The organism is Rhodococcus sp. MPR-R1B (assembly GCF_058793255.1).
Genome location: NZ_JBXAFO010000031.1, coordinates 43861 through 63913, shown reverse-complemented (window position 1 = coordinate 63913; position 20053 = coordinate 43861). Strand labels below are relative to the sequence as shown.

At 61.8% G+C, this 20053-nt stretch carries 21 protein-coding genes and 1 pseudogene; 7 read left to right on the top strand and 15 right to left on the bottom strand.

Annotated elements, in window-relative coordinates; translation table 11 throughout:
* Positions 1-121: 121 nt before the first annotated feature.
* The 6 genes from AC1Q61_RS28510 to AC1Q61_RS28485 form a co-directional block, all read right to left on the bottom strand.
* Positions 122-853 carry a hypothetical protein gene (locus tag AC1Q61_RS28510; RefSeq protein WP_047269159.1) on the bottom strand — a complete coding sequence of 244 codons (732 nt, stop codon included), beginning with the start codon at positions 851-853 and terminating at the stop codon, positions 122-124.
* Positions 837-1106: a hypothetical protein gene (locus AC1Q61_RS28505; RefSeq protein ID WP_047269160.1), complete on the bottom strand. Its 270-nt coding sequence runs from the start codon at positions 1104-1106 to the stop codon at positions 837-839. The genes AC1Q61_RS28510 and AC1Q61_RS28505 overlap by 17 nt, the downstream gene beginning before the upstream one ends.
* Entirely contained in the window at positions 1103-1507 is a 405-nt protein-coding gene (locus AC1Q61_RS28500) for a hypothetical protein (RefSeq protein ID WP_047269161.1), read from the bottom strand. The genes AC1Q61_RS28505 and AC1Q61_RS28500 overlap by 4 nt, the downstream gene beginning before the upstream one ends.
* A 196-nt stretch (positions 1508-1703) precedes the next feature.
* Positions 1704-2195: a hypothetical protein gene (locus AC1Q61_RS28495; protein ID WP_125053092.1), complete on the bottom strand. Its 492-nt coding sequence runs from the start codon at positions 2193-2195 to the stop codon at positions 1704-1706.
* A 14-nt stretch (positions 2196-2209) separates the two neighbouring features.
* Positions 2210-3220 (bottom strand): ParA family protein, encoded by a 1011-nt coding sequence (locus tag AC1Q61_RS28490; protein ID WP_047269163.1) that lies wholly within the window; start codon positions 3218-3220, stop codon positions 2210-2212.
* A gap of 2250 nt (positions 3221-5470) precedes the next feature.
* Entirely contained in the window at positions 5471-5695 is a 225-nt protein-coding gene (locus AC1Q61_RS28485; protein ID WP_047269165.1) for a hypothetical protein, read from the bottom strand.
* A 728-nt stretch (positions 5696-6423) separates the two neighbouring features.
* Here AC1Q61_RS28485 and AC1Q61_RS28480 point away from each other — a divergent pair.
* The 4 genes from AC1Q61_RS28480 to AC1Q61_RS28465 all read left to right on the top strand — a co-directional run bounded on the left by AC1Q61_RS28480 (position 6424) and on the right by AC1Q61_RS28465 (position 9252).
* On the top strand, positions 6424-7083 hold the full coding sequence (locus AC1Q61_RS28480) for a hypothetical protein (RefSeq protein ID WP_075835649.1): 660 nt from the start codon (positions 6424-6426) through the stop codon (positions 7081-7083).
* Positions 7084-7348: 265 nt separating this feature from the next.
* A complete protein-coding gene (locus AC1Q61_RS28475) occupies positions 7349-7801 on the top strand; it encodes a hypothetical protein (protein ID WP_338481215.1) in 453 nt (150 codons plus the stop codon).
* On the top strand, positions 7779-8048 hold the full coding sequence (locus AC1Q61_RS28470) for a CPBP family intramembrane glutamic endopeptidase (protein WP_075835645.1): 270 nt from the start codon (positions 7779-7781) through the stop codon (positions 8046-8048). Before AC1Q61_RS28475 ends, AC1Q61_RS28470 begins: the two co-directional genes overlap by 23 nt.
* A gap of 40 nt (positions 8049-8088) precedes the next feature.
* A complete protein-coding gene (locus AC1Q61_RS28465) occupies positions 8089-9252 on the top strand; it encodes a site-specific integrase (RefSeq protein ID WP_075835643.1) in 1164 nt (387 codons plus the stop codon).
* Positions 9253-9345: 93 nt separating this feature from the next.
* Here the strand turns inward: AC1Q61_RS28465 and AC1Q61_RS28460 are convergent, their stop codons facing one another.
* The 3 genes from AC1Q61_RS28460 to AC1Q61_RS28450 all read right to left on the bottom strand — a co-directional run bounded on the left by AC1Q61_RS28460 (position 9346) and on the right by AC1Q61_RS28450 (position 10882).
* Entirely contained in the window at positions 9346-9642 is a 297-nt protein-coding gene (locus AC1Q61_RS28460) for a hypothetical protein (RefSeq protein ID WP_058228451.1), read from the bottom strand.
* A 261-nt stretch (positions 9643-9903) separates the two neighbouring features.
* On the bottom strand, positions 9904-10173 hold the full coding sequence (locus AC1Q61_RS28455; RefSeq protein WP_075835641.1) for a hypothetical protein: 270 nt from the start codon (positions 10171-10173) through the stop codon (positions 9904-9906).
* 82 nt (positions 10174-10255) lie between these two features.
* Positions 10256-10882: an HNH endonuclease family protein gene (locus AC1Q61_RS28450; protein WP_064112232.1), complete on the bottom strand. Its 627-nt coding sequence runs from the start codon at positions 10880-10882 to the stop codon at positions 10256-10258.
* A gap of 242 nt (positions 10883-11124) precedes the next feature.
* Here AC1Q61_RS28450 and AC1Q61_RS28445 point away from each other — a divergent pair, with 242 nt between their 5' ends.
* Positions 11125-11376: a hypothetical protein gene (locus tag AC1Q61_RS28445; protein ID WP_047269172.1), complete on the top strand. Its 252-nt coding sequence runs from the start codon at positions 11125-11127 to the stop codon at positions 11374-11376.
* Between the two features lie 322 nt (positions 11377-11698).
* Here AC1Q61_RS28445 and AC1Q61_RS28440 read toward each other — a convergent pair whose 3' ends face one another.
* The gene (locus tag AC1Q61_RS28440; RefSeq protein WP_075835639.1) at positions 11699-11929 is read right to left on the bottom strand and encodes a hypothetical protein; all 231 of its coding nucleotides are present in this window, start codon (positions 11927-11929) and stop codon (positions 11699-11701) included.
* Positions 11930-12205: 276 nt separating this feature from the next.
* Here AC1Q61_RS28440 and AC1Q61_RS28435 point away from each other — a divergent pair, with 276 nt between their 5' ends.
* Complete coding sequence (locus AC1Q61_RS28435) at positions 12206-13243, top strand: site-specific integrase (protein ID WP_075835637.1); 1038 nt, start codon at positions 12206-12208, stop codon at positions 13241-13243.
* A gap of 251 nt (positions 13244-13494) precedes the next feature.
* On the opposite strand, the gene AC1Q61_RS28430 is transcribed toward AC1Q61_RS28435, so the two are convergent.
* Both AC1Q61_RS28430 and AC1Q61_RS28425 read right to left on the bottom strand, forming a co-directional pair.
* Positions 13495-13821 carry a hypothetical protein gene (locus tag AC1Q61_RS28430; protein WP_052959781.1) on the bottom strand — a complete coding sequence of 109 codons (327 nt, stop codon included), beginning with the start codon at positions 13819-13821 and terminating at the stop codon, positions 13495-13497.
* A 130-nt stretch (positions 13822-13951) separates the two neighbouring features.
* Positions 13952-14539 (bottom strand): annotated as a pseudogene (locus AC1Q61_RS28425) (helix-turn-helix domain-containing protein); the annotation flags it as partial.
* 283 nt (positions 14540-14822) lie between these two features.
* On the opposite strand from AC1Q61_RS28425, the gene AC1Q61_RS28420 reads away from it, so the two are divergent.
* Positions 14823-15821, top strand: coding sequence for a recombinase family protein (locus AC1Q61_RS28420; RefSeq protein ID WP_075835633.1), 999 nt, complete (start codon positions 14823-14825; stop codon positions 15819-15821).
* Positions 15822-15850: 29 nt separating this feature from the next.
* On the opposite strand, the gene AC1Q61_RS28415 is transcribed toward AC1Q61_RS28420, so the two are convergent.
* The 3 genes from AC1Q61_RS28415 to AC1Q61_RS28405 are packed head-to-tail and all read right to left on the bottom strand — an operon-like array spanning position 15851 to position 20002.
* The gene (locus AC1Q61_RS28415) at positions 15851-16411 is read right to left on the bottom strand and encodes a DUF6262 family protein (RefSeq protein WP_064074903.1); all 561 of its coding nucleotides are present in this window, start codon (positions 16409-16411) and stop codon (positions 15851-15853) included.
* A complete protein-coding gene (locus AC1Q61_RS28410; RefSeq protein WP_064074904.1) occupies positions 16404-18863 on the bottom strand; it encodes a tyrosine-type recombinase/integrase in 2460 nt (819 codons plus the stop codon). The genes AC1Q61_RS28415 and AC1Q61_RS28410 overlap by 8 nt, the downstream gene beginning before the upstream one ends.
* The gene (locus AC1Q61_RS28405; protein WP_082893248.1) at positions 18860-20002 is read right to left on the bottom strand and encodes a tyrosine-type recombinase/integrase; all 1143 of its coding nucleotides are present in this window, start codon (positions 20000-20002) and stop codon (positions 18860-18862) included. Before AC1Q61_RS28405 ends, AC1Q61_RS28410 begins: the two co-directional genes overlap by 4 nt.
* Between the last annotated feature and the right edge of the window lie 51 nt (positions 20003-20053).

Genomic DNA, 20053 nt, shown 5'->3' with positions numbered 1-20053 from the left:
TCAAATCATCCCAGTTCAGGGGGCACTTTCTTCAGTTAGACACTCCGGTCAATGGAAGTTCTATCGGTGGATTCAGGTTTAGGTAAAGGATGGGCTCACATCGCGAACGTGAGTCCCAGCCTTAGTGATTGCTGGCGCGCGGTTGAATCTGAGTCACTTTGCGATGCTTCCCGAGCGCCTGTTGCAGTGGTCGGTGTAGCTCGGCCTGCACTACACACCAGGTCCGCCGGTCGAGTTCTGTCACGGCTAATTCGATCCCGGGCATGTTGCTCAGCGCCGTGACCATGTAGTCGTTCGGCTGGTCTATGTCGCCGTCCATTGCGTCAGCAGGTGGAAGTGCGGATCCCGTGATTTCGGCCCACAGGAGCGATGCACTTTCATGAAGGTTTGCGGCTTTCGTCTTGTCGAGGTCGCAGAGTCTGAGCTGTAGTAGTTGTGTGCCGAATACGAACCGCAAGAATGGGCTGTCGATCTCGTTCTGAAGGGGATACAACCCGGCGCGCAGGTATTTGGGGTTGTTGAAGGCGTACTGGCGAATCCAGGACACGACGAGGATGTAGTACCCATCGCGGGCTATCAGGCCGCGTTTCTCGAGTTGTTCGAGAGTGCGCTCTGCATGGTCCAGGTTCGTGCCGTCGAGGTCTGCCCATTCGTGGCGCATGTACAAGCTGCCAATGGGCGAAGTCGCCTTGCTGGTGGAAATCATGGTGAAGTAGCCGATCTCCGACAGGTTGCAGCCGAGTGCTGCGAGGTCTTTCCAGAAATCCTTGACCATCGGGACGAAGAATCCGGTCCGGCCGCGAGCTCGTGTTGCCTTGGCCGGCGAAGTGTCGTGCCTACGGGCGTCGACCATTTTCGGCACCTTCCTCGGATGTTTCAGTCAAGTGCCAGTCGTCGAAGGTCCCGGTGACCCTCCCCGCCTCGACCAGCTCACTCCATGCCTGTTGGGGGCTCACCACATCCGAGTCCGGCCCCAGTTGGGTGTATCGCAAACGGTCCGGTAGCAGTTCGGTGGCGGCCGTGGCGTCGAAGGTGGTGTCCGGCGAGCATCGGGCTGCGAGTAGGAGTGCTGAGCCTGCGACGGTCAGGGATTGTCGGCGGCTCATGCTGCACCGGTGCCCATTGCGATCTGCGCTCGGGGCCTTACTACGCCGAGGTGTTCGGCGATTTCGTCGACGGTCGCAGTAGAAATCCAGTGTCCCCACGCTGCACGAACGATGGCGGATGTCGACGCCAGTCCCCCACCCTGGTGGGTCAGGAGAAGACCGACAACAGACTCGCAGTGTTTGGAGAGAGTGGTGGTCATTCGACTGGTGTGGGTTTTGTCGGGGCTCGGTAGGTGGGGGGCGAGTACTGCTCGGGCTGCTTCGATGTCAGCAGCGCCGGCGACATCGACCATGGCGGTGATAGTCGCTTCCCCGAGTATCCATCCCAGGGGGCGGTCGGTTCGTTCGGCGACCTCGTCCAGGAGGGCTCGTGCGTCGCGATGCAACCTCAAAGTGATCATGGGCAGTTCCCGTCAGGTGTAGATGTGTTCATCTCCGATGTAGAGCATGTAAACATGCCCAGTTCCGGTGATGCGGCACATGTATGCGTGACGTGTCACCTCCATCGTCCTGAGCTGGGAAGACGCTGGAAACAGGGTTGGGGCCGTACAAGTGGCTACTTGTACGGCCCCAACTAGGTGGCGATCGGGTCACTCGCTACCGGTTGCGAACTCGCGCGTTCTCTGGGAAGTAGCGGAGCAATCGGTCGGCGTCCTTCTGGTTCTTCGAAATGCGATCGACGGCGAACAGGAGGAGTGCCTGAACGAACGCTGTTTCAGATGCTGTTCCACCGAAGTGCTGCATCCGCGTTGGGTCGGCGATGTGCCAGGCCAACGAGGATTCCGAAACAGCGTCAACGGTGGTCTGCAGCATCGGGAACGTCTTCGTCCTGATGGTGTCTTTCCGCTTGCCTGTCGACCTTCGCGGCGTCGGGGCCGGCGCGTCGTCTGCGGGGTCCTCAAAATCGCCGTAGTCGTTGTCGTCGTCAGGAGTGACCACCGGTGACGCCGCGGGCAGTGGGCTCACCTCGGACTGGGTGTCCTCAGCGGGGTTTGGCACCGACGGTTCTTCGGTGAACGCTGCGAGGCTGGTCCCGCCGGATGCAGCCCGCGCCATCTTGAGTGGGTCACGCCTAGGTCGTTGCGACATCGGTGGTCCCCTTCCTAGTTTTCTTGTCCGGTATTGACTGTCTCAGCGCGACTTTCGAGAGCCGCGTAGATGATGTCCGCGATCTCCTCGGGAAGATCTTCCTTCTCGATTGCGTCGAAAATCGCTTCGAGGCGCTCCGGTGTCACCGCTGCGACGACTGCCAAAGCCACTGCGGCGTAACGGGAGGCGATGTCTGCGTTCTTCAGCTTGCCTGTTACGAGGCGAGAGACAGGAACCATCGACGACCCTGCTTCTGACACGATGGTTCGACGTGGGATCTGCGGATTGAGAACGCCGATTTGCCCCTTGAATCGCTCGTCCATCCACTCCTGCGCTGCTGCGAGGGTCAACGTGTGTTCGGTGGTGCGATCGAGCATCGTCGCAACAACCCCGATACCGTTCACCCGCCGACGGGAAAGACTGCTGAACTTGATCGCAGATTCCACCGTAAGTGTGAGTCCGGAAAGAGCGGCCGATTCGGTCTGCAGCGGGAACACCAGGTGTTCGGAGGCGTACAACGCCAAATAGAGGGTCGACGATGTGCTGGCGGGCGGATCCACGACGATCAGGTCGTAATGCTCACCGATTTCCGATACTGCGAGCGCTTCGAGGAGAGCCTGCTCCGCGTCGGTTCCAGACCTCGATGTCGTCACTTCAAGGCCGCGGTCCGGTGCCGGCAGGATGTGGACCGCACCTCCGGGCAGGAGCGGACCGCCCTGTATCCACGGACGATCGAAGGCAATGTCAGGCTGCCAGTCCACTGGAACTCGGGCCACCTGCTGCGGCCTTGCAGCGCCCACTAGAACGTCGCCGATCGACAACTCCCCTACCGGAGCGACCGTGCCTGTCAGTCGAGACAAGGTGCCGTTGGGGTCAAGATCGATACCGAGAACTTTCAGTCCGAGCCTGGAGGCGTCGGAGATGATCTGCGCAGCTAGAGTGCTCTTCCCTACTCCACCTTTGGAGCACAAGGTCGCAACTGTCTTCGCACGGTAGTCGGCGCGGCTTTCGCCTAGATCGGCCATCGCACACCCTCTCTGTAGTGGCCCGCACTCGATGCCTGATTTCAGTGAGGCGACATCGGGTCGAACCGGCTGTTGTGTTGTCACAGCATATAAGCCGTGGTTCCTGTGTACCTATGACTAGGCGTGCAGTACGTGTTGTGTTGCAGGTAGTGCGTTCACTGGGTCTCCGTGTGATCTGGCGATACAAGCTGATCAGTGAGTACCTGACTTGCTGTGTGGCCTGTCCCCTACGGGTACCTAGTGTCAACTTTGATCTTAGTGTCTACATGCTTGGCTGCGTAACCAGTGGACGCAGTAGACGCCATATGTGCAGTGCCACAATGGCTGTCTTGCTGGACCGTGTTACATGTGCAAGCTGTGGTGCACAGTGCAGTAACTATAACCCATGGACCATTGCCCGCACAGTACATCCGTGCACCGATGTGTGGCTGTGTAGTGCGGGTAGCCCATCTTCCACAGTCATGACATATGACACGCATACACAATCAAGCATGTGTTACCAGTGCAGCACATATCACCTGCATACAAAGTGTCATGTTGCTCGCACTAACAATGGGTGCATCAAGTGATCAAAAGTGTGTGCTGACTACCCGATTACTCTTGCCCCCAAGTTGTACACAGTCGTGCATTGCAACACGTAGTACACAGATGAACCGTGTTAAACATACACAACATATTACATGGATTATAAGGCTTACATAGCTCACACATGAAACACAGAATTACCGTGCCGAATGTAATGACAGTGCCACACACAATGTCAGTTCTAACCAGACTCCACGTATATACACCGTTTACACTGTACATCTGCATACATAGTGTGAGCAATATGCTACTAGCCATACAGCTCTGCCAGTAGTCACGCCACACACTGTTGACACGGACTAGCTGCGATACACGTACATACAATACTTTCTTTGCCAGTTATCACAGCTAGATGCATATTTTCGATCACACAATGAGTCACGTGTTGAAGACTCTCCGCCGCTCTGGGGTTCCAAAATTTGGACCTCCGAACCGACATACCTTCGCTCTGCGCGCTGTTCCGGGTCAGCGCCAGGAAGTCGATAGGGGAGAGTGAGAGATGGATTCTTCGATAATTGCCCGTTCTTCCGGACCTATTCATGCCCCGGAACTCGGTCCGCGCCCGGACAACGAGGTTACCGTTGAGGTGAAACTCTCAGCAGGAAACCTCATAATCTTCGCCGATCAACTCGCTGGTTCCGCAGTCGACTGAAGTGCACGCGACGAGAAGAAGCTGACAGCCATCCGGCAGTTGCGAACAATCGAGGCGCTTCACCATTGCCCAATGAGGGGAGTGATGCGATCGTTTCAGGCACCGCATAGGGAATCCACTGTCGAATACCGGCTCCCACTCGTATATCCATTTGTTCTATCCATAGGAGGGTTCGTGTCGTCAGCCTGGCATATCTGCCGCGGACAGGACGGCCACCTCGAGCGCGATCACAGAATCTTGATGGCTAGAGCGTCCTCTTGGATGACACCAGCGCGGACGCCCAATTGCTGTCTCCGAAGCCCTGCCTAGAGCAGCTCTCGTCAGCTCCTCCTTCACGATTCGTACGGCAGACGCGGACGCCAAGGACTGAGGAATCTTCCAGAAGGAGGCCTACGTCCACTTGAGGGGAGGGCGCAGCAGGCACACGTTTGGAGACGGGATGGTGTACCCGCAACTGGTGGGATGGATTCGGCACTGACGAGCGCCGGAGCGGGATCGACCGAATTTTCGAACCAAGTTTGGCGGGCAGTACCTGTGTTGGAGGTCGCCAGATGCACATCCGGACCCAATCCAGTCAGCCGTTTCCTGAGCGCACTGGCGTCCGATATTCCTGATTCCGAGCCACCTGAAGAGACACTCCGGACGTCAGTCTGACCCCGGGCTGATTTGGTCAATTGTGATTCAGGCCATACGATTTCGCGAATTTGCGACCCTGGAAAATCGTCAAATCGCGGCAATGCGCCCCAGCATCGACGGAGGCTGGACAGACCCCCTCGCCGCGGTAGATGCCTAAGAGGGGGCCCGAATGGCTGTCCATGGCCATCTGGGGGGCGCTATGCCTGTGAACTGCGGTGATTGGCGCGCAATTTCCCGCCCGCGAGCAAACAGTGGATCGAAAATGGAAAACGGCCAGCTCGTCGTGCTCGAGCTGGCCGCAGGGTCGAATCAGGGGAGGGGAGGGGTGCGCTGTCGATCGGAAGCTTCCGATCCCGGGTTGGTCCGATGCGGACCGGTCAGTCGTGAGGCGCCTTGTCTGATGGGGGAGTGATCAGGAAGAGGCCGACAACACCGCCAACACCTATTGCCAGGATCACGATGGACCACACAGCCGGAATGATCAGCAACAGCACAACACCGATCAGAGCGATGAGCCCGAAAGACAAGTAGCCAATCCCGACGATCTGCGCTTGCTTCTCATTCCGGTACGTAATTCTGGGGCGGTGACTCTCTGGTGGCATTGGTGCTCCTCGGGATGGCTGGATTCGACTCAGGCCTGACGTTACGGACGAGGGTTCCGGTGCATCGCCCTGTCAGCATCGTCGACGCCAGCGCTGTTGCCCGATGGAAACGACGCCATCTGTCCTGCGTACACGGGCAGATTGGAGGCTAGTTCGGGGCCGGCTTGGTATCGCAGCCCCAGCGCACGTCGGCGGCATAGTGGCACTGCGATTGACATCGCTGAACGGCGTGGGGAGGCCAGCTTCCAGGGCCTAACGTCCGACAGTTTGCTTGCCAGGCACGATGCGCAGAGTGGGCGACAAGATTGGCAGGCTCAGCCAGCATGAGAAGTACGGTGACCTGCAATTTTGCGCTCTGATTTCGCAGACAACCGTTTCCGGTCTCCGTTGGCCAAGAAGTGAAGTTTCTCGAAATTGGGGGGTTCTTTGCCTCACTCACGTTTGACCCGGTGCCTTTGCGTTCTGACCAACGATAATATTCATTACCGCAGTTCAAGCCTGGAAGGGCCAGGTGAGCGTGTTTTTCGGTGAAAATGGCCGAAATCCCAGGACCGGCCGAATGTCGCCCGGGGAGCCCTTACCCCTACCTGCAGGCGATTCGTCGCTCTACAGGGCCGCTGACAACGACGCTGAAGAGCCTGAACAAGCCGCCTGCTCCACTCGGCAACAACACCGGCTGCCCATCTCACGGTGCCGCACTTACGACAACGCCTTGGTCGACTGTTGCCATGACAACAAAGCAGCCACGCCAAATCTCCCGCACCGACGGCAGCGAGATCCTCGCTGCATCCGATCTCCGGGCCTGCGACGTTGTCCGGATGAAGGACGCCGACGGCAACGTCACCGAACCGACCGTGAAGGCGGTGAAAGCGATCGACCGGTGGTCTACCGAACTCGACCTACTGGACGAAGCGGGAGCGTCACTGGTGACTGTGCATCTCCGGCCCGAAACGCTGGTGACTGTTGTCCGTCCACACGAACACGTCCTTCGTACGTCGAGCCCGGTGGTAGTCGACGGCTCGGCAACCTTGCAGCCGCTGTTCTACGACCGCGACGCGGTTCCCTTCCCGTTCAGCGAAGGTCATCGGGTTGAGATGGTCAATGTTGCGAATGCTCCGGTGCAGTCGGATTCGGACTACGACATACAAACGAGGATCAACCAGGATGAGATGTCGCTGCTCGTGAACGGATCCCTTGTGTGGAACGCCGACCACCTGCGCGCCCGAGCCGCCGGGGTCACCACCAGCGAAGGCGGTTTTCTGGTGTTCTATGTGACCGACCGCTCCCGAAATGAGGAGCAGAAGGTGGGGGAGTGGCCCGTTGACCTCAACGATCGTCATGCAGTTGCTCGGTCCGCATTGCACTTGTTCACTTTGTGCTCGATCTGACCTGCCTCAGTAGGCCCCGATCACTCGATCGGGGCCGATTCATGTCCGGTTGAGTGGCCATCGGGACAGTTCAGCCGTGATGGCCGATTTGTGGATTCGACTCGGCGTCCACGGAGGACTCCACTAGTTGAGGTGCGGGCGTGTTGCTTCCGCGATCGCCGCGTAGAGCTGATCAAATATCGGAATGACACGACCGCCAGCGTCGGCGCCTGCGATTCGCCTTCGCATTGCTCCGGTCCCAGTCGCGGTTTACGCCGCCTTCACGATGCTCGTGCTCGTCTTCGCTGCGTACTTAGTCTTTGACGGCCTCACGCAACCGATTGCCCTACCGAAAGTCATTGCGGGTGCAATGTACGGAGCCATCGTGATTCCAGGAATCATGCTGATGGTCACATACTTTGAAAAGGTCGACCGTCGCACATCGATACGAAGCGTGTTGCTCTCATCCGGATTTGGAATACCGCGCCCCATCAGGATCCCTCACCGTCCCGTCGAGCCATTGCTACTGGGTGTTGTTGCTCCCCTCGTCCTCGTCTTCGTCTGGTTACGGGTGTTGGATCCTCTGTTGCGTTCTGCCACATCGATAACGCCGGCGATCGTTTCCACTGACCGCATCAACTGGTACACCGGTCTCTCCACGGGTCTGGTGATCGTGTCGATCTCAGCTGGTGTGCTCTGGGAAGAGGTCCTCTTTCGTGGCCCCGGGCTGCTGCTCTGACCGTGTCGAGAGCCAGATCAGCAGACGCGCGCTGACGATCGTCTCGATCATTGGTGGCGGTCTACTCTCCACCGTCGCATTCGGCTTCCACCACAGCAATCAAGGCGCATGGAATGTGCTTCTCGCGTGCACGTTCGGTGCACTGTTCTACCCGCTCACGCTGGCAACACGATCACTGTGGCCGTCGATTGTCGGGCATCTGGTGTGGAATCTGGATGCGTGGGGGATCGTGAACTGGCTCCAATGATCGGTCGGTGAGGTCAGAGGGCACCGCTACGGTTCCAGATATGGATCCGTCAACGATTCCGAACCTCCCCGCCACCACTTCGGCTAGAGGACAGCTCTCGCCCTGGGGCAGAGGGGGCGACGAAGCGAAGGCCCGTGTCGTCGAAGCGGTCAGTCAATCGCAGGCCTCGACGACAACCCGCGCGTATCGCTCGGATTGGCATCGGTTCGCTCGTTGGTGCGCAGCGAACGAACTCGATGCCTTGCCGGCGGCCGCGGAGACGGTGGCGTCGTACCTGGCAGAAGCCGCCTCCGAACCCCGGGAGGGCATGGGTCCGTACTCGCCGACGACTCTGCGCAGGTGGGTGGCGTCGATCAATTTCTTCCACAGGGCCGCGGAGTTGCCGCCGCCGGGCACGAGTCAGTTGGTGGCGTCCACGCTGGCCGGTTTGCAACGCAAAGCTGCGCGCGATCCGAACCGACGTAGCCGACAGCGAGAAGCGTTGCTGCTCGACGACATCGAACACATCCTGGTGACTGCTCGTGAGGGGTGCAGTAGTTGGGTTGACCGGGTTCGTGAACGCCGTGACTCTGCGCTGTTGCTTCTTGGCTTTGCTGGTGCGTTCCGGCGATCGGAGCTCGCGAACCTGGTCCTCGCCGATGGCCGGATGCACCGTGAGGACGGACTGCATCTGCGCGTGCGGGTGTCGAAGTCGGACCAGAGCGGTGTCGGACAGACCAAGGTGGCGCCGTTCGGGCGGGGTCATCATCACCGGTGCCCGGTCTGCGCGTACCGGCGATGGCATCAGGTGGTGTGTGCGTTCGATTCGGGAGGCCGGCCCGCGGTGATCGCGGAGCTGGCGCGGACCGAACCGTTCACTCATCATGTGTGCCGCGATCGCGGTGTCTCCCCGGTTGATGGGTTGGCGCCGTTGTTCCGGAAGATCGACCGGCACGGGAACATCAGCGAATCCGGGTTGTCAGGGGCGGCGATTCACAGCGTGATTCGGATGCGGGCCAGTGCATCCGGGTTCAGCGATGAGGAGGTGATGATGTTGGGTGGGCATTCGCCTCGCGCAGGGTTCGTCACACAATCGCTGTCGAATGGCGCAAGTACACATTCGATCATGCGTCAGACCGGGCACAAGTCCCCGGCCACGGTTGAAATCTATGCGCGCGAACGCAATCCGGCACAAAACAACGCAGTCATGGATCTCGGGTTCTGACCACTGGACGCCAGGGCGACCTACGCCCGCCAATTCCCCTCGCGTGGTGCATCTACGAGGGGAATTGGTTGTGCCCACACCGGCATATGTGAATCAGATTTGAATCAGGTCCATGATCATGTGGATGCCGAACGGAGCGCTGAGTAACAGCGCTATCCCGATGAGAGCGGCGACGATAAGTTGTTTGCTCTGGTGGATCTTGAATTTGTTGTAGGCCGCCAAGGACTCTGCATCTCGTCGCGTGTATTCGTCGAGGAGCACTGCATCGGCAGTGTTTGAGGGTCCGCCGTCTCGGAAGATCCGGACCAAGTTGTAGCGGTCCGCCCCGGTGAACCCGAGTGCCACGATGTTTGCGTCCTGGCCGTGCGTTGCGTGATTTGGGACATTCATTGCGCTATTGCCTTTCTGGTCGTGCATCTTCCGAAACGGAGGTTCCGGCGTGGCTGCCTCCTCACGATGCGGGGCCCTGGAGGAGGGCGCGGCACGTGTCCCTCGTAGGAATTGACTCGGCCTTCGAACGATTGACGTCGCACATACATTGTCGAGCACGCTCGGCGCACTCGATCATCGTGAGACCGGAGACTCCCTGGTTAATTGACGAGACGAGGGCTCCCCGGGCTCCAGACATGAGACGAGCGTTCGGCTGGATACCTACTGATTGAGAGCGGAGCTGTGTAGCCGCTCGAAGAGGAGCGCCTGATTGGATGCGGCCAATGCCAGTGTCGCGTAAGCATTCGCGAGCTGGACATGTTGGGTCGCAACGCCATCTGGGTCACCACTCTTGATCGCCGTGTCTGCGTCGTCAATTTGTTCCGTGGCTAGCACCGCGAATTCCTTCGCGCCTTTGCCAACGAGGGTTGCCTGGCCCGCAGCGAGATCTAGGATTTCGTTTCGCACGCGGTTTTTCGCTTCTTCGTCCATCGAATATCTCCTCGGTTCTGGTGGGCTGCTGAGTCCGTCACGTGAACCATAGCGATTTCGGCGGCCGCTGTGGCACATCGTGTTACCACAGCGTGAAGGGCAGTCCGGCCTGTTCTGCGAGATAGATTCGACGGTCGATTTCGGTGCTGTCTTCGTTTCGTTCGAGGCCTGCTCGGACAGCGTCAGCGATGGCCCGGGTGCGGCCGGCCGGTCCGCGTACGTCTGCGAGAGGGCTGGCGATGTTGCGGCGGCGCAGTTCGTATTCGCCGCGGTTTGTGCGACGGGTGCCCAGTCGCAGATGAGTCGGATTTGTACAGCCAGCGAAGTCACACTGATGGCACAGCACGGCGTCGTCGGCATTGGACCAGCCCAACCGTGGAATTACCCCGTATTCGAGCTGAAATGCGAACAGGTGGGCCGGGACTGTTCCCCGACGCGAGGGGCCTGGCAGGCTTGCTGCGCGGAAGGATCCATAGCCTGTTGATGACACCCCGGAAGTCCATGGCCAGCATTGGTCGTCCAGCCGCCGGTATCTTTTGGACTCGAAGCGAGCCACGATCGCGGGGTTCTCGAACCAGGATCGCCATATCCGTTCCGGGATCCGGACTGGTTGAGGTTCGCCGATCAAAGTCAGTTGGAATGCATGAGGTTCCGGCGCGGGTTCAGGCATCGAGGGAAGTGGCTGTGGTGCGTCGTTTCCGAATGTCATCAGCGGTGCACCTCCCGCGGTTTTGGACTGCTACCGGTACCAGCGTAGGCGGCTGGACAGTAATCGCAGACAACCGGGAGCGTTCGCGTACTCGGAACGTGAAGTGACATTGCGAGCGTCGGCGCCGTTCGGGTACGAGCTGGTGTGACGGTGTGCCGCAGCCAATAGGCACGTAGGGAAGAGTTGTATGTGAAATCACCGGCAGAACTCGGTCGGTTCGTACCAACATCATCGGAGGCTCCATGTCCACTTCCCCTGCCCTGACACAGATCCCGCAACTCTCGCCGGAAGCACCCCCGGGCGTCGCTGAACTCGTGGGCAAGTTCGACGGGTTCTGGTGGTTCGCCCTCGTCGTCGGGATCGCTGCCTTTGCGATCGGCTTCGCGTCCTATCAGGGGCGGATACGCATGACGGTGAGTCAGGAGTTCCCGTTGCTCTTCGGCGGTGCAATTGCCGCTGTCGTCGCAGGCGCGGCACTGATTTGGGGCGCGTAGCAGCGACACAGCCGACCCACAAAAAGCCTAAGCGGTGCCCCGAATAGCTATTCGAGGCACCGCTTTCGTACTGGTCGCTGCACGTTGTTGTCGTGTCCGTCGACTTCGCCGAGGCAGGCTCGGATATGGGAAATGGTTGGACAGCCAGCCCCAGGGCCGGCAGGGATGGGCTGGTGTCCACCACGCGGAACTATCAGTCACTGGCGGGTTCTGTCGCACACAGAAATGCCGCAGCCGGAACGCATCACCCGGGGGGAGGGCTGACGTTCCGGCTGCGGGGGAGACCTGCACCCGCTCGGGGGGTTGCGGGTGCAGGTGGCTTTCAGGCCGCGATCTCACGGCGGTAGCGGTCTACGGCGGCGTGCCAGTCAGTGCCCGCGTCGGCGATCCAACCGGCCACGACAGCACCGTCGAAGGTGCGGGCGACTTCCTGGGTCGACACCTCGAGGAATCCCTCAACCAGGACACGAGGACCGGAAGTGGTGGAACCGTCGGCGAACACGACGAGCATGGCGCCCTCGCCCGCTGCGTTGTGCAACGCGGTCGAGATCATGTTGTCGTCGGTGAATGTCGTCAGTGGCGTTCATCGTGTGCTCCTCGGCTCGGCGTTTGCTGTTGGGACAACTCTCTCTGGCGGGGTTCCGGTGTGCGGCACCGTCGAACAGCGCAGCCGTCGGGCTCACCTCCGCGTAGGCCACGGCATTTCCACCGGTGAACGGGGCATTCGACGAACGATTCGTAGGTCCGCGTCGACGGACAGGGTTCAGAGCTTCGGCAAGGAAGCGCCGCGCACGATTTGCGGCGGGACCGTGGCGGATACCGTAGGGCCATGCACGATCACGATGAACTCGAACGCGTGGGCATGCTGCTGCCTGCACGCCATCGAGCGCGGTGGTCACTGTTCACGGATTGGTGCATCGGTGTCGGCGCCACCCCTATACCGGCAGACCGTGAGACGCTGATCGGATTCGTGCGCGCCAATCCGGCGGCGTTGTCGACACAACGGGAACGACTGGCGGCTGTGCGGGCAGCTCATATGCACGCTCAGGTCCCAGTGCCTGCCAAGGCCGATGCGAGGGCCGTGAGAGGCGGTGGCGGTCACGAGTGGCCGTCGAGCGAGGCCGCACAGGTGGTAGCAGCGCTGCCGTCAGCAGGATGGCCGTCGGGATTGTTCGGCCGCCGGGATGCGCTGCTGTTGGTGTTGTCGAAGGCCGCTGGAATGTCCTACGGGCAGATCGAACGGCTGCAACGAAGCCAGGTGCGGGTAGTCAACTCGACGTTGCAGGTTCAGGTTGGCCAGGTGTGGATTCAGGTGCCGGCCAACGATGATCCGCGCATGTGCCCGGCTGCGGTGTTTCTGCGCTGGGCGCGGTTGTTGGCGTATGTGGACAGGTGGCCTTCGACGGCGGCGGTCGCGGCCGCGCTCGCGAAAGCTCAGCCGATGACCGCGCAGTCGCAAGAGTCGTACGCAGCTTTGCCTCAGGTGGTCCGAGACGGCCCGCTAGTGGTGCCAATCGATCGCTGGGGCGGCCTGGGGATGGGGCGGTGGCGGCAGAGTGCGCGCGCTCGGTGGGGGTTGAGCGCGACGGCGATTGGGGAGATCGTGGCCGCGCACCTATCTGGCAATGGTGGCCGGCACGTGGGGTCGGGCTGGGATGGTTTGCCCCGGATGCCCGAGCTAGAGGACGAGCCGGACAGCCCACCGGTGTCGACGCTCAGTGATGTGGATCCGGCAGTGGGTTGGCACGCGCGGGCGCGGGCGCAAGAACAGTTGGCGAATGTGCGGGAGACGCTGAACGACGTGGAGCGGGAGGCTGAGGCGTTGGCGGCGAGGATCGCAGCGATCCTCGCCGATGACAACGAATAGCGTTCACGCCCTTCGTCGATCAGATCCGCGCTTCGGAGATCAACGTGTTCGAAGTCGATGGGCTCTGGTGAAGCTGTAGGCAGAGGCCGTGAGGGCGAGGACTCCCGCGACGAACATGGTCCGGGTGCCAATGACGAAGTCCAGGGCCGCGACAGCAAGGGCTGCGACCCCGAAGACGTTGTGGCGGATCACTCCCGCCCTGGTTCGGTGTTCCGTTTCCGGATTCGCGGGCCGCTTGTTCGCTGGATCGGTCACAGTTGGCCGTCACGGATTTGCGATGTCGTCAACTGTTTTTGGCTGCGAATGACTGCCAGAGCTGCGCGCAGACTGCGGGCTGCGGCGTCGAGGTGGGTGGTGATGTCCTGGTTGGAGGCTTCGCCTGCGAGGAATGTTTCGACTTCGTCCGACGCGGTTGGACCTGAGTACAGGTCTCGGAGGGCTTCGCGAGCATCGCTGATTCCGGCGAGGGAATCGTCGAGGGCGGCGAGCATGGCTCGCAGTTTCTTTTCGACGGTATCAACATCCGCGCCGAGGTTCCGGTTCGGAATGCCCGAGACGGAGTGCAGTGCGGCGCTCATGATGCATCCTCCAGCCGATTGGCGGTGGACGCTGTTCGATCGACTGGTGGAGTGTCGGTATTCCAACCGTGCACTATTCGTTTACGCAGGTCCGCTTGGGTTTTCACTGATGAATCCATATCGCCGCTTCTCATCGGTGGTCCGGGCACAGGAGGGTGGGCGTCAAATTCCACCCACTGGCAGTCAGCCATTGTTGAACAGGAACCGGGAGGCCTTCGACTGTCGCGGCGTGTGCGAAGGTGTCGGCAAGAATTGGACCGTCACCGCATACGGCGCACGCGACGTCGAAAGCGGGTGGCTCGGGTTCGCAATGGCGACAGTGCGAACGGATGACGACCGCATTCGGATCGTCGACATCCGGGTGGAGCCATGCAACGGCCAGGTCGCCGCGTTGATGAGTGGCTTCCGCTCGTGTACTCGGCTCGTAACCACACGTCGGGCAGGTGCGTGGCACTCGCATGGGCACAACAGAATTCACAGGAACGTCCCCGCGAGGATGCGCTGTGGGGGTCGAAGCTGACTTGTTCTTGTTGAGATGGCCGTACACAGTTGTGCGGGGCACGTTCAACATCGCCGCAATCTGCGCGACCGTATTCTCTCCGGCGTCGTACAGCCGTTGAGCAAGTGCGATTTGATCGTCGGTGAGCTTCGAGGGGCGCCCGCCCTTTCTGCCGCGCGCCCGCGCAGCAGCCAAGCCGTCCCGAGTGTTCGCCGTTATCTATACGACGGCAGGAAGGATTCTCCTCTTCAGCTGGGGAATCAGGATATTCGGCGACATCGCTCTGGTGAGTTACATGGGTGACGAGCGGTGGATGCCAGCATGAGGCGATCGGCGGTGTCGCCGATCATGGGCGAGGTTTCGAAAAATGAGGGCCGAGCCCGACACCCTGACATGAATGAAATCCGAGTCGGCGGGTGTCCCTCCGATGCGAGCGAAAGAGGTGTCGAAAACACCGTCGAAAATCAATGTCGACTAACCACCGTCGGGGTATTGTCGACGGATGCTGCTCGGATATGCCCGGGTCTCGACCGCAGATCAGAACCCTGCCCACCAGATCGACGCGCTGCGCCGGGCGGGGGTTACCACTGAAAACATTCACGTCGATCACGTCAGCGGCGCGAAGGCCTCCCGCCCTCAGTTGGATGTGGTGCTCGCCCTGTTGGACGACGGCGACATCCTGGTCATCACGCACCTGGATCGGCTCAGTCGTTCGGTGCTGCACCTGATCACGCTCGGCGCCGACCTGCGCAAGCGCGGGGTAGGTTTGAAGGTTCTCGAGCAGGGCATCGACACCGCCACCGCCGAGGGCCGGGCGATGTTCGAAATGCTGTCGGTTTTGGCCGAACTCCAGCGTGAGCTCGCCGTGAACAATGTCCGGGAAGGTGTGGCGGCGGCCAGGACTCGCGGCCGCAAGGGCGGACGCCCACCGAAACTCACCGACGATCAGGTCCAGCTCGCGCAGCAACTCTACGACGGCGGTGAACACACCGTTGTCCAGATCGCCGACATGTTGGGCGTGCCTCGCACTACCGTCTACGGGCATCTGAACAAAGCCGCAGCAGCAAAAACTACTGGAACAGTCTCTCTCGCAACAACTCCCGAGCCCGCGGCTCCGGAGTCCGGTTCGGTATCCGGCACTGTCCCCCGGCCGAGCCGGACACGCAGGACAACCCGCGCCTGCCCCACTTGCAGGCACGAACCGACCACCCGAGCCGAGGCGGCGCATCAGCGCGACGATCTCGCGGTGAGCTGGCTTCGTCCCGACAAAGACCGGCGTGGCGAGCTGGTAGCCCAACATCATTGTCGCCAGTGCGAACCCGACCTGCCGGTCTTCGACGTTGCCTGCGCCCTGTGCGGAGATGGCCCCATCCTCACCGGAGAGCTCGCCACCGCGGCAAGAACAGTGTTACCCGTACCGGTGCAACGGTGGCTCGCCGACGCCGGCTGGTGCACCTCGCCAACACTTCTGTGCCCCGACCATTCTCTCCAAAGCCGATAGCCACGCGGCCGGTGTAGGTGTTTCGCCGATCATGGGTGCGAGCGGCTGGCTTCTTTCATGTACCGGCGGAGCAGGATGTTCGCGGTCTCGAGGTCGTCGCGTTGCTGGTCGGTCAGCTCGACCAACCGAGTATTGGTTTCGCGTAGCTGCGCGTTGTCGACACGCAGGTTGGCGACGAGGGCCTCGAGGTCGGCGATGCGAGCGGCCAGCTGGGAGTGGTCGATCTGTTCGATTTCGTTGCCGAGGGTGCGTTGCAGCCGCTCACGGAGCTTGCGTTCGGAGGTGCGGAGCGCGGCGATCTCGTGCCGGGCGAGTTCGAGGTCGGTGCGCAGGCTGTCCCCGGACGTGAGGGGGCCTGGCGGGTGTCGGGGTGGGCTCTGTTGGGCCATCGCGTCCCGGATTGCGGTCGTCAGCTCCGGCTGGTTGTAGAGCAGCCACGTCGACACGCCGGCCTCGCGGGCGACCCGCGCGTAGGTGATCCGGGTACCGGATCGCACCAGCTGGTCGAGTGCGCGGAGGGCGTGGGCGTGTTTGTCGCGGCTGGCTTGTCGGCGGGCCGTGAGGAGCCTGTCGGTGCGGGTGTCAGTCATCGACAGCGCCTCTGCGGTGGGCGACGCTCAGCGGCAGAAAGTGCCGTTGGTGTTCGCGGGCTTGGCGGATGGTGCCGATTGCGGCATCGAGGGCGGCGCGTTCGTCGGGGTCGAGTCGGTGCAGGTGGGTGGTCATTTTGGTCAGGATGCCCTCGAACATGGCGAGGTTGTAGCGCAGGTTGTCCACCACTTGCGGTGCGGCGCACAATTCGGCCTCTTTCACGTCGGCCTTGATCTTGCGGATTTCCTGCTCGATTTCGGGGATGTAGGAGGGGTCGGGCCGGTAGTGGTCGCAGCCACCGCATTGAAACCTGATCGGGCAGGATTTGCCGCCGGAGTTGACGTTCGACGGTTCGACGCATCCGCCGAGAAGCGTGGAGACGGTTCGCCGTTCATATTCGATGAGCTCGGGTGTGGGACGCAGCGCACCTCGCCGGTCCATCACCATGTTGCCGACGCGTTCGATCGCCTCGCGCTTGCGGTGGTGTCCGATGCGGTAGTAGCCCTGGGTGACGGCGAGGTCGCGGTGGTCCATCAAAGCGGCGAGCACATCGACGGGAGTGCCCGCGTCGGCATGATTTTGTGCGTAGGTGTGGCGCAGCGAGTAGGCGACCAGATCCCGCCGATCGATGAGGCCACCGGGGTGGGGAACCGTCCGGATCAAGGGCGCCAGTTCGTCGATCGAGTCCACCCACTGGCGGAAGATGACGCCGAACGCGGACGCCTTGAAGTGCTTGTCCGAGCACGGGTCCGACAGATCCAGTTGCGGAAACAGGTGGGCGGTGCGGCGATCGGGCCGCAGGGTCGTCACCCGCGCCAACCAGGCGCTGACCGCCGCCGCGGCAGCGGTGGTGATGTGCAGTCGGCGCCCGAGTCGGTTGGCCTTGGCGTTGGTGTAGATCAGCACCGGGCCGCCACCGGGATCGGTGTCGAGACAGTCACGGCGCAGGGCGGTGATTTCTCCCGGTCGCCGGCCGGTGTCGCGCAGCAGCTGATAGATCGTCTGCCGCATCACTGCGTAGTCGTCGTTCGACCATCCCTCGACGCGGTGTCCGGCAGTGAACGTGGGCCGCAACAACGTCATGTTCCGGTCGAGGACCTCGACGATCTCGGTGGGCAGGGCCCGCCCCGGTTCGTCGTCGTCGCGGTGAGGAGGGACCGGTCGTTGTTTCAGGTGCGCGGCGGTGAGCGCGAATGCCCCGGGAATCTCGTCCATGTGTCCGGCGGACCGGCAATACCCGAGGACAGCCTTGATGTTCCCCAGTCTGTCGTCGGCGTAGCTGCCCGCGAAAGGCGCACCGGTGGCGGCGGTCTTGCGGCGGCAATGGTCGATGATGGCGGCGATGTCGCCGCGCCCCGCAGCACGACGATCGGTGAAGGCGGGGCCGAACTCGAGGGCCTCGGACGCCCACGTCAGTGCCCGCAGCGACGGCCTCAGGTGCTCGTATCGGGGCAGGGTTTCCTTGGCCCATGTCTTGCCGAGCATGCGTAGCCAGCCGCAGCCGACGGCGGACCAGTCGATGACGAGGTTGCGGCTGCGGGTGCCCGCGGCGCTGGGGAACCGGTCGAGGACCTCGGGGCCCCACCGGTCCGGCTCGGTGAGATCGATTCCCTCGAATGCGCCCCGCTGCTGCCGCAGCAGCGGCAACGTCATCCGCAGGAAGCTCACGACGTGCGCGTCCGAGGCGGTGGCCTCGAACAGGGTGCGCGCGCCGTGGGCGGCTTTGACGAGATTACGCATCCGCAAGAGGGAGATTCCGAATCCCCGGCGGTCGCGTTCTTGCAGGATCCACAGCAGCTCCGCTCGCACCAGATCCGTGCACCCGGCCAGGGTGAATTCGTGCGAGCGGATCAGCGGCAGCGCCTGGGCCGCGAACTCGTGCGCGTCGATCGGCGGCTCGCCGCGGTCCTGACGGCCCCGATACTGGCTGCGGTGGGATTGGCATAGTGGTGTCGAGGGGTGGAAAACCTGGTGACTGCAGCCCCCGACCGCGCAGGTTGCCAGCGCACCGAGTGGTTGCGCGTCGGCCATGAACTCGGTGATGCCGATGCCGCGGGTCTTCGCCGCGTGCGCGAACCGGCTCTGGTGTGTGAAACACAAACCGGCGGTGGAGTATCGGGGACGTGCGCAACGGACGTCGGCGGCGGCGACCGTACAAGGTTCGACGATGGTGTCGTGAAAGCGGCGCGTGAGGGTTTTGCTGTGCGGCTTGGCTTCGGTGAGGCAGAACGAGCATATGGTGTTGCGAACCCCGGTCGGGTGCACACAATTCGGATGGGCGCACAAATACACAAAGGTTTTCTGATTGTGTGGATCGCCGGTGAAGATCAGCGTCTGCGGGTCCCATTCGTTCGGGCGCCACCGCTCATCGAGCCGTTCCGTCAGAAACGTGTGCCACCGGTCGCCGTCGCCCGGCGTGATCGCATGGCCGGCGGCGGCCACCGCGCTCATCGGATGGTCTTCGCGTGCGCGTTCCGCCGGTGTGCGACGGCGTCCACGGCGGCCCGCATCTGCTCGTCGGACGGGTGCAGGTATTTCGCCGTCGACACCGGACTCTGATGTCCCATCAACTTTTGCACCACGTCGATCGGGGTGCCCGCGCGGGCCCATGACGTACCCGCCGTGTGCCGCAACATGTGCAGCCGCGCCTCCACCCCCGCACGGCGAGCCACTCGGGTCAGGCAGTTTCGGGTGTTCTGATATCTCATGGCGGTATCGGGCGCCGACGTCGAGTACAGGTTGATGAACACGAAATCGCATCCACTGTCGGGTACAAGCCGATCACGTTCGTACTGGTAGTCGCGGTAGGCCGTGGTCGTCTGCGGGCCGACCGGGACACTGCGCGGGTAGTGACTCTTCGCGAGCGCGTGGTTCTCGTTGGCCCGGCGTCGCACATGCAGATGGGCGCCGGGCAGGGCGCAGCCCAAGGCCTTCGAGTCCGGAAGGAAATGCAGGTCTTCCCGGCGTAACCCCAGGGTCTCGCCGACACGCAATCCGGTCTCGACCATCAACTGGATCAGTAGGAAGTCCCTGACGTTCGCCGTCGCTACGAGGAGCGCGGTCACCTCGTCGTCGCTGAGGGATTCCGGTGGCCGCGTCACTTCCTTGGCCTTGATGACCTTCGCGGTGATGTATCGATGCGCGCCGTTTTCGCGCTGCGGCATCGTCTCCGGAGCAAAGCGCAGATGTTTGGCCTCGACGAACTTGTCGACGACCGCGTCGTCGATCACGCCCATCCGGGCGCAGTACCTGAGAAACTCGACGATCGCCGTGATGTGTGCGTTCACCGTCTTGCCGGCACGCACCCGACCGGAGGGTCCCGGTTCCGCTTCCAGTGACCGCTTGTACAAAATCAGTTGCGGCAGAGATATTTTGGTCCACTCCACTACCTGGAAATGGCACCAATTCAGGAACCGGGCAAGCCGGGGAATGTAGGCCCGCAACGTGTTGACGCTCGCGCCGCCGCCGTCGAGATACAACGCGAACTGGGTGACCTCATCGACCGGATCGAGCCGATCATCGAGCACCAGCCACGTCACCTTGCCGGCGACAGGCCCGATCGCCTTCTCGGCAACAAACGGACCATTCACACTTCGAAGCTAATCCCCGTCACTCACTGGGTGTGGGATATCCGCGAGGGA